General features: G+C 57.5%; 12 protein-coding genes. 2 read left to right on the top strand and 10 right to left on the bottom strand.

Annotation, left to right across the window (positions count from 1 at the left end):
• Window positions 1–299 precede the first annotated feature (299 nt).
• A complete protein-coding gene (locus tag IPM39_13725; protein MBK8987114.1) occupies window positions 300–1,244 on the top strand; it encodes a phosphoglycerate dehydrogenase in 945 nt (314 codons plus the stop codon).
• A 165-nt stretch (window positions 1,245–1,409) separates the two neighbouring features.
• The gene (locus IPM39_13720) at window positions 1,410–1,829 is read left to right on the top strand and encodes a hypothetical protein (protein ID MBK8987113.1); all 420 of its coding nucleotides are present in this window, start codon (window positions 1,410–1,412) and stop codon (window positions 1,827–1,829) included.
• 49 nt (window positions 1,830–1,878) lie between these two features.
• Here the strand turns inward: IPM39_13720 and IPM39_13715 are convergent, their stop codons facing one another.
• The 10 genes from IPM39_13715 to IPM39_13670 all read right to left on the bottom strand — a co-directional run bounded on the left by IPM39_13715 (window position 1,879) and on the right by IPM39_13670 (window position 17,162).
• Window positions 1,879–2,775, bottom strand: coding sequence for an ROK family protein (locus IPM39_13715; protein ID MBK8987112.1), 897 nt, complete (start codon window positions 2,773–2,775; stop codon window positions 1,879–1,881).
• A 204-nt stretch (window positions 2,776–2,979) separates the two neighbouring features.
• Entirely contained in the window at window positions 2,980–3,429 is a 450-nt protein-coding gene (locus IPM39_13710; protein MBK8987111.1) for a hypothetical protein, read from the bottom strand.
• Entirely contained in the window at window positions 3,426–3,620 is a 195-nt protein-coding gene (locus IPM39_13705; GenBank protein ID MBK8987110.1) for a hypothetical protein, read from the bottom strand. Before IPM39_13705 ends, IPM39_13710 begins: the two co-directional genes overlap by 4 nt.
• A gap of 323 nt (window positions 3,621–3,943) precedes the next feature.
• Window positions 3,944–4,123, bottom strand: a complete 180-nt coding sequence (locus tag IPM39_13700; GenBank protein ID MBK8987109.1) for a hypothetical protein — start codon at window positions 4,121–4,123, stop codon at window positions 3,944–3,946.
• A 49-nt stretch (window positions 4,124–4,172) separates the two neighbouring features.
• Entirely contained in the window at window positions 4,173–7,076 is a 2,904-nt protein-coding gene (locus IPM39_13695) for a S8 family serine peptidase (GenBank protein MBK8987108.1), read from the bottom strand.
• 78 nt (window positions 7,077–7,154) lie between these two features.
• A complete protein-coding gene (locus IPM39_13690; protein ID MBK8987107.1) occupies window positions 7,155–10,715 on the bottom strand; it encodes a hypothetical protein in 3,561 nt (1,186 codons plus the stop codon).
• A 414-nt stretch (window positions 10,716–11,129) separates the two neighbouring features.
• Window positions 11,130–13,061, bottom strand: a complete 1,932-nt coding sequence (locus IPM39_13685) for an alpha-amylase family protein (GenBank protein MBK8987106.1) — start codon at window positions 13,059–13,061, stop codon at window positions 11,130–11,132.
• A 36-nt stretch (window positions 13,062–13,097) separates the two neighbouring features.
• On the bottom strand, window positions 13,098–14,690 hold the full coding sequence (treS, locus tag IPM39_13680; GenBank protein MBK8987105.1) for a maltose alpha-D-glucosyltransferase: 1,593 nt from the start codon (window positions 14,688–14,690) through the stop codon (window positions 13,098–13,100).
• Window positions 14,691–14,890: 200 nt separating this feature from the next.
• Complete coding sequence (locus IPM39_13675; GenBank protein ID MBK8987104.1) at window positions 14,891–15,991, bottom strand: carbohydrate ABC transporter permease; 1,101 nt, start codon at window positions 15,989–15,991, stop codon at window positions 14,891–14,893.
• A gap of 1 nt (window position 15,992) precedes the next feature.
• Window positions 15,993–17,162: an ABC transporter permease subunit gene (locus IPM39_13670; GenBank protein ID MBK8987103.1), complete on the bottom strand. Its 1,170-nt coding sequence runs from the start codon at window positions 17,160–17,162 to the stop codon at window positions 15,993–15,995.
• Window positions 17,163–17,228 lie beyond the last annotated feature (66 nt).

Below are 17,228 nucleotides of genomic sequence, written 5' to 3'. Positions count from 1 at the left end.
AAAAGTGTAATGGTCACGATTTGGTTGGAAGCACTGTCATTCTGACGAGTCTTCGAGGAAGAATCCCCTTTCTGCCGACAAATAGGGATTCTTCGCTCCGAAGACTCCGCTCAGAATGACACTGACCAAATCGTGACCATTACATGAACGCCAAAAAGCCTACTCACGTAGGCTTTTTGGCGTTCTGCCGTGCCAATTAGCCATCATTCGCTATACTACAGGGGAACTGTTTGTGCAGCTCAAAAACAGTTCCTCGTACTTCCCATTGACGATTTTTAGGTTTTATTAAAGAGGCGACGATGACATACAAAATTCTGATTTCCGACAAATTGGGCCAGGCTGGTCTGGATCGGCTGGCGGCTCTGAGTGACATTTCTTACGACATGATAGTGGGCATGAGTAAAGAAGAACTTATCGCCACAATTCCCGACTACGATGCGCTGATCATCCGCAGCGACACACGGCCGGACGCCGACGTGATTGCCGCCGGAAAGAAGCTCAAGGTAATTGGCCGGGCGGGCATTGGCGTAGACAACGTAGATGTGGACGCGGCTACCGCCCAGGGCGTGTTGGTCATGAACACACCACGGTCTAACAGTGTGGCCACGGCTGAGCAAACAATGGCCCTCATGCTGGCGATCAGCCGCCACACGGTGACCGCTCATAATTCTGTGGCCGCGGGCAAGTGGGAGCGCGCCCAGTTCATGGGCATGGAACTAGATAGCAAGACATTGGGCGTGATTGGCCTGGGCTACATCGGCCGGTTGGTGGCCCGGCGCGCGCTGGCGTTTGGCATGAAGATCGTGGCTTACGACCCCTACGTGTCTGGGGAACTGGAGGTGCAGATGGTGTCGCTGCCAGATTTGCTGGCCCAGGCGGACATTATCACCCTGCACAGCGTGGTGACACCGGAAACGCGCAACATCATCAATGCCGAGGCCATCGCCCAGATGAAGGATGGTGTGGTGATTGTCAATGTGGCGCGCGGCAAGTTGATTGACGAGCAGGCGTTGGCCGACGCTTTGCAAAGTGGCAAAGTAGCCGCGGCGGCGTTAGACGTCTACCAGCAAGAGCCGCCCACAGACAGCCCGCTCATTGGTTTACCCAATGTGATTCACACGCCGCATTTGGGTGCCAGTTCCAAAGAGGCGCAGCGGCGTGTGGGGGTGGAAATTGTGGAGCAGGTGGTAGATGCGCTGCGGGGCAAAGAATTACGCAATGTCGTGAACCCGCTGCCGGCGTAGTACCCGTAAGCGGTAATCCGTTATCGCTAGTCCGTAGGGCGCTACCTCTGGAAAACGCCATCGCATAACGGGATACGGACTTCGGCCTACGGATAGTGGGCATCGGTCCAACCATACCTTTCACCGAAGGTTGCCAGCAGTTGCAAGACGCAAAAGGAGACGCACATGGCGGTTATTTCTCAGTATGTGGCCAAAGGAACTTACGCCGGCCAAAAAGTTGTCGTGAAAGCCAAGAAATTTATCTGGATTCCGGTGGGTCAGGGAATGATCAAGAGTTATTCTGAATTTGATGTGGACATTGCTGGAACGTTGAGCTTTCTTGGGTATAACGGCGACCTCAACATTCAATTGGAACTGCTAGATAAAGATCCGGCGGCCCCATCAGGGAGCTGCGCCTTGCAGCTTAATTCGCACCGGGACCCGGCAGCCGGTTATGTGGCAAATAATGGGGTACTGAAGGTAACGGCCGTTCTCAGCGGCAAAAAACAAACCATCAGCATCCTCCGCAGCGACAATGGCACGCAAACTGAATGCAAATTAGTTGGTCATGTCAACCAGACGGTCCACCTGGACCCGGCAACTTAATCGGCAGCAACAAACCGGCCAGGTTTTCAAAAACCTGGCCGGTCTAATTTTAACCCAGCGCCGCCATGCCCAGGGCCATCGCCCCTAACACCCCGGCACGATTGCCGAGCCCCGGCGGCACAATATAGGAATCCACCTGCTGCAAAACAACCGGCGACTGCACGTAGCCGTTCAGATATTCAATGGTCTTTTGCCGCACCAGGGGAAACAACTGCGGCTGCTCCATCACCCCGCCGCCCATGATAATGCGCTGCGGCGACAGCGTGCAGATGAAGCTGCGCAGGGCCAACGCCAGGTAATGGGCTTCCAGCGCCCAGGCGGGATGGTCGGCCGGCAGTTCAAAGGCTGGCTGCCCCCACCGGTCGCCGATGGCTGGGCCAGCGGCCATGCCTTCCAGACAGTCGCCGTGATACGGGCAGCGCCCTATGTATGGGTCTTGCGCCCAATCGTGGGGCAGGCTGATGTGGCCGAGTTCGGGGTGAATAAGGCCATGCAGAAGACGGCCGTTCACCATCACCCCACCGCCTATGCCCGTGCCAATCGTTAGATAGATAAAGGTGTCCACGCCCTGCGCCGCGCCCCAGCGATGTTCGCCCAGGGCCGCGCCGTTGACGTCTGTATCAAAGCCCACCAACACACCCAGCCCCCCCTGAATCGCCCCCACCACGTCGGTGTTGGCCCAACCCGGTTTGGGTGTGGTCGTAATGTGGCCGAAGGTGGGTGAGTGGGGATTGGGGTCCAGCGGGCCAAAAGCGGCGATGCCAACAGCGGCGATACGGCCGTTAATCTCTTCCTGCTCCTGAAAAAAGGCTATCGCCTGCCCCAACGTCTCTGCTGGCGTCGTCGTCGGAAAACGATGCTCAGCGCGGATGTCGTCTGGTCCTGTGCCTACGGCGCACACAAATTTTGTGCCGCCCGCTTCAATGCCGCCAAACAATGCAGCCATGGCTTCCTCTCCAAAGGTTGCACCACGAAGACACCGAAGACACAGAGATAAGATAGAGGCCCGACAGGTTTCCGAAAACCTGTCGGGCCTGATTCACGAACGCCAAGACTCGCTGTACTCTGCCTGCCTCCGTGGTGGTAAACGGCTATTTACCGTTTTACGGCTTCTGAATAACCGGCAGGTAGAGCGTGTACGTTGTCACTGTCACCGTGGCGCTGGCGCTGGCCGATGCGCTGACTGTCGCGTCGTTGTAGGCGGTCCACACGGCCGTGTTCGTCGTCGTCCGGTGATGGTGGCGCTGTGGTTAACCCGGCCGCCACCGTGTCTACGCTCGCTCCCGGCGCCAGGTTGTAGGCCAGGCTGCTGAAGAGTACACAACTGGTCGTCTTCCAGGTCGTGCAGCGCCAAAGCTTCGTCGCCGGTGTTGGTGACGGTGTAGCAGTAGTACACCACCGTGTCCGCCTCTACCTCAATGGCGTTACCCGTCGCGCAGACGCCGGGGTTGTGCCCACCGTCTTGCTCAGGCTGATGCCCAGGTTGATGACGTTGACCGTGGCGCTGTCGTTGGCTGACCGTTGTCGCGCCGCCGTCCGTGGCTACCCACACGGCCGTGTTCGTCACCGTCGCCGTTACCACCGCATCGGCCGTAATCATCGTCCATCGCCCGGCGCCAGGTCATAGGCAAAGTCTGGTCCCAGCACCGTGCCCAATTGACTGTCGTTCAGCGTGTGCAGCGGCAGCGTGATGGTTCCCGTGTTTTCGACCACGTAGAAGTAAGTCACCGTCACCCCGCTCGTCACCGTGATGACGTCGGTCGTCGGGTACACCTGCGGGTCCGTGCCCACTGTCTTGGTCAGCGCAATACTCGCCGCGCCGCCGGCGAGCGTGCGACTGCACCATCACATCATCCACATCCCAACCGGGGCGGCTGACGGAGTATCCGTACCCAGACGCATACGGAACTGCGCCGTCTGTCCGGCGTAAGCGCTCACATCGGCAATGGTCTGGTAGTACGGCTGCGGGTTTGTGCCGCACCAGCCGCTTAACCCACCAACGGATTGCTAAAGCCGCTGGAAATCGTCAGGTGTAACCACCCCGCCAGCAGGCTGCTGTCTGGCACTTGCGTCCAGGTCGTGCCGCCATTGGTCGTCACTTCAGAATACCGCCATCATAACAAGCCGTTGCCCCCGTTTGCCTCCAGGTTGGGCGCGTGCCAGAACTTCAACACCACCGGGTCTTCTCCGGCGGGCGGCACCACTGGCGGCGAGATGAGCCGCTGGTCACTCACCGCCGCCGGGGCGTTGCCGTGGTAATTGGGACGCGCCACTGTGCGGATTGCTCGCCGCAATAGCCCACGTATTGCCTGTTCCTTCGGATGTCAGCCGGATGCGCCGCTCTCAAAGCCATAGTCGTAGAGAACGTTGGCGACGCTGCCGGGACCGCAGTCGCCGGGCGCGGCAACGGTGGTGAAGTAGAAGACAGCCGAGTAACTGCCGCTGCCACAGGTGTTGCTGCCCTGGACGCGCCAAGTAAGTGCTGCTGGTGTTCAAGGTTGCGCCGGCCGTGTGGCTGGTTCCGTTGACGTTGGCCGTGTAGACGATGTTGTTGAAGTTAACATCGGTGTCTACCTCCAGGAGGTAGCTGGTGGCGCCTGCATCGCTCCAGGTGAAGGTGGGGCAGCCGGCGTTGATGGTCCCGTTGCCAGGCGCGGTCAGACTGGGGGCAGCCGGTGCATTGGTAAACAAGTTCAACTGCACCGTCGTCGTATGCGTACTGGTGGGGGCCACGCCGACCACATCTATGGCGTAGCTGCCAGCCACCGCCGCCCCGGTATTGCCGATGGTCAGCACGCTGTTTCCTGGCGGCGTCACTGGATTGACGCTAAAGCCAGTTGTCGTTCCGGCCGGATTACCGCTGGCGCTTAGCGCAACCGGGTCCACAAAGCCGAGGATAGAGCCAACGCTGACGTTGTAAACGGCGTCGTTGGGCGCGCAAACATTCTGGCTGGACGGCGTCGCAGTTAGGGAGAAATCGGTCCCCAAAGCGCAGTTGGAGCAGACCAAAGCAAAACTCTGGTCGGTGGGGTCGCCATTGTAGAGGATAGCGTCGCCAGCGATGTTGGCGGCGTTGATGGTGATGGTGGCGCTGCCGGCCGGATTCTGGACATAGACGTTTTCCAGGTTGTTGCGGGTATCGGCTGCGCCACCGGTGGCCGACCAGCCGCCGCTGAATACGTTACCCAGGTAGGTATTGGCCCCATTGACTACGCTGAGGTTCAGGTTATTCACCAGAGCCGGGTTGGCGCCGACCGCGCCGGGAGCGTCGGACCAGGCCAGGGTGATGCGCAGCGGTTGACTGGGGTCGGGCACACCCACGTCAATGCTCCACTGCTCGCCGGTGTTGCTAAAGATGGTGGGCTGGTCAAAATAAATGACCATAGCCGTGGGACTGATGATGTTGGTGACATTGACGCGCCCCCACCCTTCGTTGGCGTTGGGGATGTCGGCCGTGCCCATATCTACTGCGCCGTTGACCAGCAGGGCTTTGGCCATGTCTGGGCTGGGGTCTGCCCCGGCATTAAAGTTACGCCACCATTCCGTCACCAGAACCACCGCGCCGGCGGCATGGGGGGAAGCCATGCTGGTTCCAGAACAAAAAGCATACAAGTTATTGGTTCCAGGGATAGCCGTCGAGCAGCTGCCGCCCAGATCATTTCTGGCTGAGGCAATTTGCTCGCCGGGGGCGGTGATGGTGGGGACCCAACGGCCGTCCGCAGCCGGACCACGACTGCTAAAACTGGAAATCGTGTTGATATTGCCAGCGCGAAAATTCACGCTGCTGGCGGTAATGATCAGGTTTTTGGCTTCTTTGGGCGCTGTCAGCGTGTTGGCCCCTGGGCCGGAGTTTCCGGCCGAAAAGACCTCGATGAAGGGTTCAGCCACGTTTGCCGTGTCAAAATTGCCATCCAGGACCATGATGTCGTGGGTGCGTTCCGAGGCCTGGTAGCCGTGATTGGTGCCTTCACCGGTGGTCCAGGAATTGTTGCCACCGATTGCGCCGCCCAGAACCGCTCGTTTGCTGTGTTCTTGCCAGCCACCGGCCGGAGGCCAGGCGGCCGCCGACAGGGAGTTCATGGCGAAGATGCTGTAACCGGGGGCGACGCCCAGGCCGTACAGGAAACCATTGGCGTCGGCAAATCCGGCCGCGGCCGTACCGCCGACGATACCGGCCACATGTGTGCCATGCCCGCCGCCGGCGCAATCGCTGCCTGGCTGCCCGGCGAAGCTGCACGCGCCAGGGAAGTCATAACCGCCAACGATATTTGGCCCCAGGTCTGGGTGATCGTAATCTACGCCGGTGTCTACGATGGCCCAGACAACCCCCGCGCCAGTGACGCCCAGGTTGGACAGATGGGCTGTGTAACCGGTCACAGGAGTGCCGCCGGGGTGGTTACCCGCCTGAATCTGGGAGGACATTTCGTCATCTAAAATGGGGGTCGGGCTGAGATGCCCCAGCCAAAGGACGGTATTGAGTTGGGTGACGGCCGTTACTGCTTCGGCCGGCAGTTTCACCACCGCGTTGTAGAAGGCTTTGTCTGGCTGCGATGGGTACGATTGCAATATCTGTCCGCCCAGATCGGTAATGGCGTCCAGGGTGGCTTCGAGACGGCCGTCGTTGTAGAACATCACATCCACGTTTTCGATCAGCCCACTCATTTGCGCCAGCGCCGGGTCTGGTTTATACGCCGGATGAATCACCCCTTGCCAGCGCACAAACGACTGGTTGGCAAAAGCGGCCGCCTCGGCTTCTGTGGCCCAGGTTAGGAACGCATTGCTGGGGTAATACTGCAATACCGGCAGCCCGGCGGCTGTCATGGCGTCCAGCCAGACATCGTTGGCCGGACCGACAAATTGCACCAGGCGCAAAGCTGGCCCTGTTGTGGTGGCGCGCTGCCCCGCGTCCAGCGTCGGCTCACCATCGGTAATGGGGTCGAAGGTGTAGGCTACCACCTGCACCTGCCCGGCGTCCGGGACAGACGTGAACGCGACGCCGCTGGACGCCAGCCGATCATAGTCGGCCTGGTTGAGTTCTAACCATTGGAACGAGCCATATTCTACGGCTACTAAGGGGTTTAAACCCAAACGAGCGGCTGTCGGAACTTGCGCTGCGGGGATGGTTACAAAATACCCTCCTGGCGCACTGCTAACCGTCGCCGACGCCTGAGACGAAGGCGCACCGGAAACCAAAAGCAGCAAAGCCACCATAATGGCCGCAACCAACCAGATTTTACGTAAATTCATGTTACCTCCTAAAAATATGCTTGCTGATAGATGAGACCCTGAGGGTTTGGGAAGCCCTCAGGGTCTGTACTTACCGTTTTATGGCTTCATAAAAACCGGCAGGTAGAACGTGTACGTTGTCACTGTCACCGTGGCGCTGGCGCTGGCCGATGCGCTGACTGTCGCGTCGTTGTAGGCGGTCCACACGGCCGTATTCGTCGTCGTCCCGGTGATGGTGGCGCTGATGGTTAACCCGGCCGCCACCGTGTCTACGCTCGCTCCCGGCGCCAGGTTGTAGGCCAGGCTGCTGAAGAGTACACCCAACTGGTCGTCTTCCAGGTCGTGCAGCGCCAAAGCTTCGTCGCCGGTGTTGGTGACGGTGTAGCAGTAGTACACCACCGTGTCCGCCTCTACCTCAATGGCGTTACCCGTCGCGCAGACGCCGGGGGTTGTGCCCACCGTCTTGCTCAGGCTGATGCCCAGGTTGATGACGTTGACCGTGGCGCTGTCGTTGGCCACAGCCGTTGTCGCGCCGCCGTCCGTGGCTACCCACACGGCCGTGTTCGTCACCGTCGCCGTTACCACCGCATCGGCCGTAATCGTCACCAACTCGCCCGGCGCCAGGTCATAGGCAAAGTCTGGTCCCAGCACCGTGCCCAATTGACTGTCGTTCAGCGTGTGCAGCGGCAGCGTGATGGTTCCCGTGTTTTCGACCACGTAGAAGTAAGTCACCGTCACCCCGCTCGTCACCGTGATGACGTCGGTCGTCGGGTACACCAGCGGGTCTGTGCCCACTGTCTTGGTCAGCGCAATACTCGCCGCGCCGCCGGCGGGCGTGCACGACTGCACCATCACATCATCCACATCCCAACCGGGGCGGCTGACGAAGGTATCCGTACCCAGACGCATACGGAACTGCGCCGTCTGTCCGGCGTAAGCGCTCACATCGGCAATGGTCTGGTAGTACGGCTGCGGGTTTGTGCCGCACCAGCCGCTTAACCCACCCAACGGATTGCTAAAGCCGCTGGAAATCGTCCCGGTGTAACCACCCGCCAGCAGGCTGCTGTCTGGCACTTGCGTCCAGGTCGTGCCGCCATTGGTCGTCACTTCCAGAATACCGCCATCATAACAAGCCGTTGCCCCGTTTGCCTCCAGGTTGGGCGCGTGCCAGAACTTCAACACCACTGGGTCTTCTCCGGCAGGCAGCACCACTGGCGGCGAGATGAGCCGCTGGTCACTCACCGCCGCCGGGGCGTTGCCGTGGTAGTGGGACGCGCCACTGTGCGGATTGCTCGCCGCAATAGCCCACGTATTGCCTGTTCCTTCGGATGTCCAGCCGGATGCGCCGCTCTCAAAGCCATAGTCGTAGAGAACGTTGGCGACGCTGCCGGGACCGCAGTCGCCGGGCGCGGCAACAGTGGTGAAGTAGAAGACAGCCGAGTAACTGCCGCTGCCACAGGTGTTGCTGCCCTGGACGCGCCAGAAGTAAGTGCTGCTGGTGTTCAAGGTTGCGCCGGCCGTGTGGCTGGTTCCGTTGACGTTGGCCGTGTAGACGATGTTGTTGAAGTTAACATCGGTGGCTACCTCCAGGAGGTAGCTGGTGGCGCCTGCATCGCTCCAGGTGAAGGTGGGGGCAGCCGGCACGTTGATGGTCCCGTTGCCAGGCGCGGTCAGACTGGGGGCAGCCGGTGCATTGGTAAACAGGTTCAACTGCACCGTCGTCGTATGCGTACTGGTGGGGGCCACGCCGACCACATCTATGGCGTAGCTGCCAGCCACCGCCGCCCCGGTATTGCCGATGGTCAGGGTGCTGGTATAGGGCGCTGGCTGTCCGTTTAGGCTGAAGGTAGCTGTCGTTCCGGCCGGATTGCCGCTGGCGCTCAGCGTAACCGGGTCGGTATAAGACTGCACTTGCCCAACCGTCACATTGTAAACGGCATCGGTCGCCGCACAAACGTCTTGCGATGCTGGGGTGGCCGACAAAGTGAAATCTTCCGTGCCACAGGCATCGAATTTAAACGCGCCAATGCGTGTTTTCCATTGACTGGCGTCGTTCCATTGGCCGGTAAACCAGAAGGTACAATCGTCAATGGGGTCAACGGACATGGCAGAATAATCGCCATACCGGTTGCTGCCATTGTTTGCCGAGCCATTCACCAGGGTGTATTCGCCCTGCGGCATAGTCCCCAATGGATCGGTGACCAGACGGCCGGTGTAACGGATGGAGGGGTAAATTGTCTGGCTGGAAACATTATAGCCCAGGGCAATGTTGCCGGAACCGTCCATAGCAATGCCGCCCATCCAACGATTGTCGCTGGTAGTGGGGGCATACGTGCCTTCCTGGTGCAGCGCCCAGGCGCCGGCGCCAACCTTACGCAGCTCGAACCAGCGAATGCCACCGATATTGCTGCCAATGTCGGTGACAAAGTTGCCCACCAATGTTTGGTGGTCGCCAAAGTTACGGTAGGCCAGCCGGTTCATGATAACCTCACGCAGCGGGTCCAGCGACGAGGTGGCCCCCTGAGCGACGCCCGGCATGCCCATGCAGTAGAACGAGGTCAGACCGCAAAGGGTAGAGTCGAATTCGGCCGTGAGGATGTCGGCGATTTTGGTGAAGGTGGAGCTGGCCGGGGTGGTCCAATTCACCGAGAAGGCCCAGACCTCCAGAATATCGTTGGTTGGATATCCGGGCACGCTGTGCGCTTCTGTGTCAACATGGCGCATGATGTAGTTGGGCGTACCGGCCGGTGGCGGGGTCATGCCATCCAGGTCGGCCGGGGTGAGCGCCTCAAAACTAAAACCAGCCAGGCCGGGCGCGGTGAAGCGCTGCGAGGTGGCCGGCGCGCCGGTTAACATGGCCGCCCGATTGAGGGCATAAATGGATGGGCTGCTCTCGTTGGCCGTGGCGTAATAGGCGTCGGACCAGACGCCATACTTGGGATAGTCGGGAAAACTGGGGGTGGTGAATTGATAGGAATAATATGTGCCTGTGGGGTCTGGTGTGGTAGAGATATAGATGCACAACGAGTTGCCAGAACCAAATTCACTCAGGAACCAACGGTCGGCCAATTGATCGTACAGCACGATAGGGTCGCCACTGCCGGTGGCGCAACCAGGCAGCGAAGTCAGAGCAAAGGATTGGATGAGTGCCCCGGTGGTTTTGTTGTAGATGCTCACCGGTGTCCCGCTGCCATTGACCATCTGGATGTAATGGTCTTTGCCGACATCCCCGACGGTATCGGGTGGGTTGGCGCCGGTGAAGATTCGGCCGTTGAAATTGAATATGGGTGTGTCAAAGCCCTCAGCTGATGCTTCAGGGGCGGCTTCTTGCAGGCCCAACAGCGGATCAGGCCCACTGGGAGGATCGAAATTTGGATTGCCCGGATTAAGGGTGAGCCGAGGGTTGACTTCACGTTCGAGATAATATTCTAAGGTTAATGGAGGCAAATCTCGGACAGGGCCGGTGAGGGTAGGGATTACCGGATCGCTCACGATGACAGTTGGTGTGTCGTCGCCCTTCTGCGCCGCCGCCGAGGAACCGGCAGGCCCGCGCTGCGCGCCGCTTCCTGTCTGTGCGCTGCCTGAAGGGGATAGGGTAAGCACCCAAACGAGCAGCGAGACGGCCAGAATCCCGCTTGCAATTTTCCAGACTGTTTTCATCTTATTTCTCCTTGTTGTTTGGGGGTGCAACTCGCGTGTAGATGAAAACCAGCAGGCAAAGATGTGGGGTCTTTGAGAATTCTAATACCCGTAAGCGGTAATCCGTTATCAGTAATCCGTAGGGTGCTAACTCTGGAAAATGTCATCGGATAACGGGATACGGACTTCGGCCTACGGATAGTAATGACATAGGGAAGAGGCGCTGAGGAGGCGGATTGGGTTGAAGTCGCAAATGTCAAATTCTGAATCTTAACGAACCGGTAGGGCTTGTGCCAGGTAAACAACTACACTGCGAAGAGACGTGTCACATTTTAACTGCTTTTCACGATTCGCCAATAAACTTGTTTACGAAGTGAGCTTTGTCGTTTGGAGCGATTCAGAAGCGCCAGGCATCTGCATGATGACGCCCAATTGTCAGTTTTCTGGTTGCAGCCAGAGGGATTGGTAGGGTTCCAGAAGCAAGTCGGTGGCGGGATAGACGAACTGCGCCGTTAGCTGGTCGCGCAGAGCGCCGCTGAAACCGAGGTCGTGCAGGCGGTAGGCGGGCACGGTTTGCGGCTGGCGGCTGAAATTACCTAGAATTAGCAATTTGCCGCGTGGGCTTTGGCGCAGGAGACCAAAGATGTGGATGTTGTGGGTCCAGACGGGCAGGGCAGCGGCCTGGGCGTGAAGGGCGGGGGTTTGTTGGCGCGTGTGGATAAGATGGCGGAGGGATTGGAAGAGACGGCCGTTCACGCTCAACCAATCTTGTCGTTTTTCCGCCAGTTCCCAATCCATGGTCGGCCGATGCAGCCAACGGTTGTCCGTCGCCAGGTCGGGGTCTTCCAGGTAGCGCGGGTCGTTCAGCAGGCCGATTTCATCACCCATGTAGAGCAAGGGGAGGCCGCCAAAGGCCAACATCAAGCTGTGGAGCAGCAAAATGCGGCGTACTGCCAGGTCTAGTTCGGCCCAATCTTGCTTTTCCAGGGCCACTTCCAGGCCGGCCAGCGAAGCGCACGAGCCGCTGATGCGCCGGTCGTTGGTGCGCGGATTAAATTGGAAGGTAGCGCCGCGAGCGAAGGTGTTGGGAAAACGGCCGCTGTAAAAATCGCTCAAAAAAGAACGGTGCAGGTAGCCGTTCAGGCCCACGGCCGCGGCGTTTTCTTCGGTCACAGCCCAGCCAATGTCGTCGTGGCAGCGCACATAAGCCAGCCAGGACGCGCCGGAGGGGATGGCTGGCATTTGCTGCAAAGCGTGGGTCATCAGGGCCACCTGCCCCTCGGCCAGACTGCTCCACAACATGACCATAAAGACATTATGGTAAGCAATTTCGCACTCTTTGTTGGTCGCTTCACCCAGACCCAAATAGGGCATAAGCTGCGGCGGCGGCACGATGGCCTCCGCTTTCAGCAGCAGGCCGGGGGCGGCAATGCGGCTGAGGGCGCGGAAGGCCTGCAAAATGGCATGGGCTTCGGGTTGATTTTCGCAGTCCGTGCCCAGGCGCTTCCACATAAAGGCCACCGCGTCCAGGCGCAGCACCTCGACGCCCTGATTCGCCAGGAAGAGCATAATGTCCAGCAGTTCGCCAAAGACAGCCGGATTGGCGTAGTTGAGGTCCCACTGAAATTCGTTGAAGGTGGTCCAGACCCATTTGTCAAACGTTTCGTAATAGGTAAAGCTGCCCGATTTAAATTCAGGGAAAATTTCGCGCACGGTGCGTTCGTATTGATCGGGCAGCAGGCGGTCGGGGAACATGAGGTAGTAATTTTGGTAAGTGGGGTCGCCGGCGGCCGCTTTTTGCGCCCATTCATGCTCTTTGGCGGTGTGGTTACAGACCAGGTCTATGCACAGGCTGATGTTTTCCTGGCGCAGGTGGGCGGCCAGTTCAGACAAATCGGCCATTGCGCCCAGATCGTCGCGCACGGCGCGGTAATCCATCACGGCGTAGCCGCCGTCGCTGGCGCCGGGGCGCGGTTTGAGCAAGGGCATGAGGTGGAGGTAGGTGATACCGAGTTCTTTGAGGTAGGGGATTTTGTCGGCGACGCCGCGCAGGGTTCCGGCGAAGCGGTCGGCGTAAGCGACGTAACCCATCATGCCGGACTGCTGGAACCAATCGGGTTGGTGCACACGCTTCAGGTCTAGCTGGCGCAGTTCGGCCGGGCGGTTGGCGTAGGCGTGGGCGGCGAGGCTGATGAATTTTTCTAGCCACTCGTCGAAGTTGGGGAGATGGGCGTAGAGTTGGCGTAACGGCCGTTCCACATCCCCTAACTGCTGCTCTAACCGCAGGCGAAAAATATCCTGCTCCAAGGGTTCCAGGTCGCGCAGTGGGCCTTGTTGTAAATCATGGAAGAGTAATTTGCTATTCATTGTCGGTTAACCGGTGTAGAAATTGCGAAAAATTGGTCAAATCAGCCAATGAGCCGCATAGGGCTTCAAGATTAGCTCACCTGTCGGTATTGTATCAATGTTAGCCAGCAAATCTTGTCGTTCACGGTGCAGGGTGAAGGTTTGCGACTGGTCGCTGAGGTTGAAGAGGCAGAGAACGCCTTCGCTTTGATCGGGCATAAAGCGGCGATAGGCAAGAACGGCGCTATTATCTGTTTCGACCCATTCCATCTCCCCCCGCCGCAGCGCTGCCTGGTTTTGCCGGGCACGAATCAGATAGCGCGTCAGATTCAGGTAGGAATCGGGGGCGGTTTCCTGGGCGGCCACGTTTACGTGCGGATGTTCGGCGTGGACGGGGAAATAGGTTTTGTCGGCCGTAGAAAAGCCAGCATTTTTACTGGCGTCCCACTGCATCGGCGTGCGGCAGCCATGACGGTCTGGCAGCCAGATATTTTCGCCCATGCCAATCTCATCGCCGTAATAGATAATGGGCGTGCCCGGCAGCGACAAAAACAGCGCGTGCAGCAAAAACCATTTGCGTTTGTCATAGTCCAGCAGCGGCAGCAGCCGCCGTCGAATGCCCATATTCAGCCGCATCCGCGGCTCTGGCGCATATTGTTCCCACATCCACTGGCGCACTTCCGGCGTCACCATCTCCAACGTCAATTCATCGTGATTACGGAGAAAGGTCATCCATTGGGTTCCGGCCGGTTTAGGCGGTGTGTCGTTAAGAATGTCTACGATGGGCGTCCTGTCGCCAGCCTTCACCGCCTGATACAGGCGGGGCATAATCGGGAAATGGAAACAAACCTGAAATTCCGGCTCAGTCTCTGTGCCAAAGTAAGGCAGCAAATCTTGCGGCCATTGGTTGGCCTCAGCAATAAGCAGCGTGCCGGGGTATTCTGTGTCCACCATGTGGCGGAGTTTGCGCAAAAATTGGTGCGTTTCCGGCAGATTTTCGCAGTTGGTCCCCTCGCGTTCGTACAGGTAAGGAATGGCGTCTACGCGAAAGCCATCAATGCCCATGTCCAGCCAGAAGCGCAGGGCGTTGAACATTTCATTATGAACCTGCGGGTTGTCGTAATTGAGGTCTGGCTGGCTGCTGTAAAACCGGTGCCAGAAATACTGCCCGGCCACCGCGTCATACGTCCAGTTAGAGGGTTCTGTGTCCAAAAAAATGATGCGGGCATCGGCATACTCCGCGCCTTTATCACTCCAGACATAATAGTCGCGGTAAGGAGAATTTTTATCCCGCCGCGCCGCCTGAAACCAGGGATGTTGATCAGACGTGTGGTTCATGACCATGTCTGTCACCACTTTCAGGCCGCGAGCATGGGCCGCATCCAGAAAGGCTTTGAAATCAGCCAGCGTGCCGTAGTCGGGATGAATGCCCAGGTAATCAGCCACGTCATAGCCATCATCCAGCAGCGGCGAGGGATACATAGGCATCACCCAGATGCAGTCCACCCCCAACGATTGGATGTGGTCCAGCTTTTCAATGGCCCCGCGAAAATCGCCATTGCCATCGCCGCTGCTGTCGCGGTAAGCGCGAATGTATAGTTCGTAAAATACAGCGTCTTGATACCAATCGGTTGGTTTGTCTGCGGGCATGGTCCAGGTCTCCTGAAAAAGAATGTAATACGAAGGGGCAAAGGAACGTAAGCAACAAAGGATTCAGAAAAAGAAACCCTGGGAGTTTGGCTGTTTTGTGACGACCAAATTCCCAAGGTTTCTGTAAATACACACCACGACGATAAAGCAAAGTAAAAACTCTGTGTTCTCTCTGTCTCCGTGGTGATTTTCCGTCAGATTTACCCTTTCACAGAACCGGCCATTAACCCGCGCACAAAGTAACGTTGCAGCGAGAAGAACACAATCAGCGGCAGAATCATAGACACAAACGCTCCGGCCGTTAACAAATGCCATTCACTACCCCGCGAACCGACGATGGCCGCCATACGCTGGGTCACCAGCTCAAACTCTGGGTTGCCACCTAAGAAGATCAAAGCCACCAGGTAGTCATTCCACACCCACAGAAATTGGAAGATGGCAAAAGAGGCCAAAGCCGGAACTGAAAGCGGCAGCACCAACCGGATAAATACCGTAAAGTGCGACGCGCCATCAATAAAAGCAGACTCAAGCATTTCGCGTGGCAGTTGGCTGATGTAGTTGTAGAGCAAATAAATTGCCAAAGCCAGACCAAAACCGGTATGCGCCAACCAAATTGCTAGAAACGTGCCATTGAGCTGCAATTTGGTGTAATCACGCAAAATGGGCAGCAAAGCAATCTGGAGTGGAACCACCAGCAAGGCGACCACAGTAATGAACATCACGCGCCGCCCGGGGAAATTCATCCAGGCAAAGCCGTATGCGGCAAAAGCGGCAATCAGAATAGGAATAACGGTCGAAGGAACGGCAACAGCCAGACTATTCAAGAAGGCCCGTGTCATATTGTCACCAGGGACGACCGATACGGTGCCATCAGGCCTGGTGAACTCGAAACTCTGGCCGCCCAAGACCTGCCGATAGTTGTCCAAAGAGAAATTCCAATCCACCGACCAGCCAGGTTTTTGGACTTCAATTCGCCCTAAACGACGGTTGCCAATCCAAATAACGCGTGTGTCGCCATTTTGCACACCATTCCGCAGTTCCTCAAACGTGCCGCGCACACCCTCAATGTCCATCACGCCGCTGGGATCTAAATTCAGTTCAGTGGGGCTGAATGTGGCTACAGTTTCCCAGGTTCGATGCGGCAGCACATTCCACCAGGGCGTGTTAGAAATGGCATCCCGATTACGAAAGGAGGAGACAAATATCCCCAGAGTTGGAACGGTCCAGGCAATCACTAGAATGAAGAGCGTCCCATTTACAAAAAGGCTGCCTAACTGTCGCTGTCTTTTGGCGCTACGCATCTTAAAATGCCTCCTGTTCCCTGAACTGTTTCAGGTTGTAAAACATCACCGGAATAACGGCAATTAGCAGCACAATGGCGATGGCCGAACCAAAGCCAGAATTGCGGTTGGTAAAGGACTGCCTGTAGAACTGGGTGGCAATCACGTGCGTGCCAAATTGCCCCCCAGTCATCACCCAAACGACGTCGAATATCTTCAGAGTAAAGATGACCACAGTGGTCCAGACCGTGATAATGGTTCCCTGAATGTAGGGGATCATAATCCGGAAGAAGATTTGGAATTCGTTGGCCCCGTCTACCCGACTGGCTTCCATTAACTCTTCAGGGATGCCTTTCAGCGCGGCCGAGAACAACACCATCGCATATCCGGCTTGCAGCCAGATGACGATGACGATGAGGAACAGGTTGTTCCAGGGGCTAATGTCTACCCATTGCGCCCAGGCGCGGGGCAGGCCTCCCAAAGAAACGACGATAGAATTAAGCAAACCGATTTGTTGTTGATTGATGGGGCGATATTCATAAATGAAATTCCAGATGATGCTGGCCCCAACAAAAGAGATAGCCATCGGCAGGAAGATGAGTGATTTGGCTAATTTTTCAAAACGGCTGCGGTCAGCCAATACCGCGATGACAAGACCAAACACAACCGAGAATGTGCTGCCGAAGATGATCCACATCAGGTTGTTACGAAAGGCTTCAATCATCAACCGCTCGGTGAATACGGCCAAATAGTTGCTAAGACCCACAAAAGCGTCACTGGTCAGTTGTTGTATCGGGTTTAGACCTTCTGGTGGACCATTGCGGCTGAAAAGGCTGATCCAAAACGTGCGCACAGTGGGAATCGCCAGATACCAGGCCAAAATCGCCATCGCCGGGCCAACAAAGACAAAGGGTTGGAGCCTGGCCGTCCAATCGTCTGGTAATTTTTCAACCAGATTGTTGAAGACCCAGTACAGAAGCGCAACGCCGCCCACACCCCAAACAATGGCTACCAGAACCACAAGACCTCGTGGCGCGTCGCTGTCCCGTAGAAACAAGAAACCCAGGTAAAGGACGTAAAAAGCGATTAATGGAATACTGACAGCCAGCAGCACACGACCAATGAAGGATAGAATTCTTGCTCCTGGCGACTGAACTGCGTCTTTTGTTACGCTTGGGAGGCTCATAAGCATTCTCCTCGACTCTCAACGACGTCGTGCCTGTGGGCAGGTTGGCACAAGCGCCAATTGCTGGAAGGC

Origin of the sequence: Candidatus Leptovillus gracilis (assembly GCA_016716065.1) — a bacterium.
In the GTDB taxonomy this organism is placed as follows: domain Bacteria; phylum Chloroflexota; class Anaerolineae; order Promineifilales; family Promineifilaceae; genus Leptovillus; species Leptovillus gracilis.
Note: the sequence above shows the minus strand (reverse complement) of the source record. Positions and strands in the feature narration are given on the sequence as shown.

Coding starts and splice junctions, on each gene's coding strand:
- IPM39_13725 (MBK8987114.1), top strand. CDS start 300: ATGACATACAAAATTCTGATTTCCGACAAATTGGGCCAGGCTGGTCTG.
- IPM39_13720 (MBK8987113.1), top strand. CDS start 1,410: ATGGCGGTTATTTCTCAGTATGTGGCCAAAGGAACTTACGCCGGCCAA.
- IPM39_13715 (MBK8987112.1), bottom strand. CDS start 2,775: ATGGCTGCATTGTTTGGCGGCATTGAAGCGGGCGGCACAAAATTTGTG.
- IPM39_13710 (MBK8987111.1), bottom strand. CDS start 3,429: ATGATTACGGCCGATGCGGTGGTAACGGCGACGGTGACGAACACGGCC.
- IPM39_13695 (MBK8987108.1), bottom strand. CDS start 7,076: ATGAATTTACGTAAAATCTGGTTGGTTGCGGCCATTATGGTGGCTTTG.
- IPM39_13690 (MBK8987107.1), bottom strand. CDS start 10,715: ATGAAAACAGTCTGGAAAATTGCAAGCGGGATTCTGGCCGTCTCGCTG.
- IPM39_13685 (MBK8987106.1), bottom strand. CDS start 13,061: ATGAATAGCAAATTACTCTTCCATGATTTACAACAAGGCCCACTGCGC.
- treS (MBK8987105.1), bottom strand. CDS start 14,690: ATGCCCGCAGACAAACCAACCGATTGGTATCAAGACGCTGTATTTTAC.
- IPM39_13675 (MBK8987104.1), bottom strand. CDS start 15,991: ATGCGTAGCGCCAAAAGACAGCGACAGTTAGGCAGCCTTTTTGTAAAT.
- IPM39_13670 (MBK8987103.1), bottom strand. CDS start 17,162: ATGCTTATGAGCCTCCCAAGCGTAACAAAAGACGCAGTTCAGTCGCCA.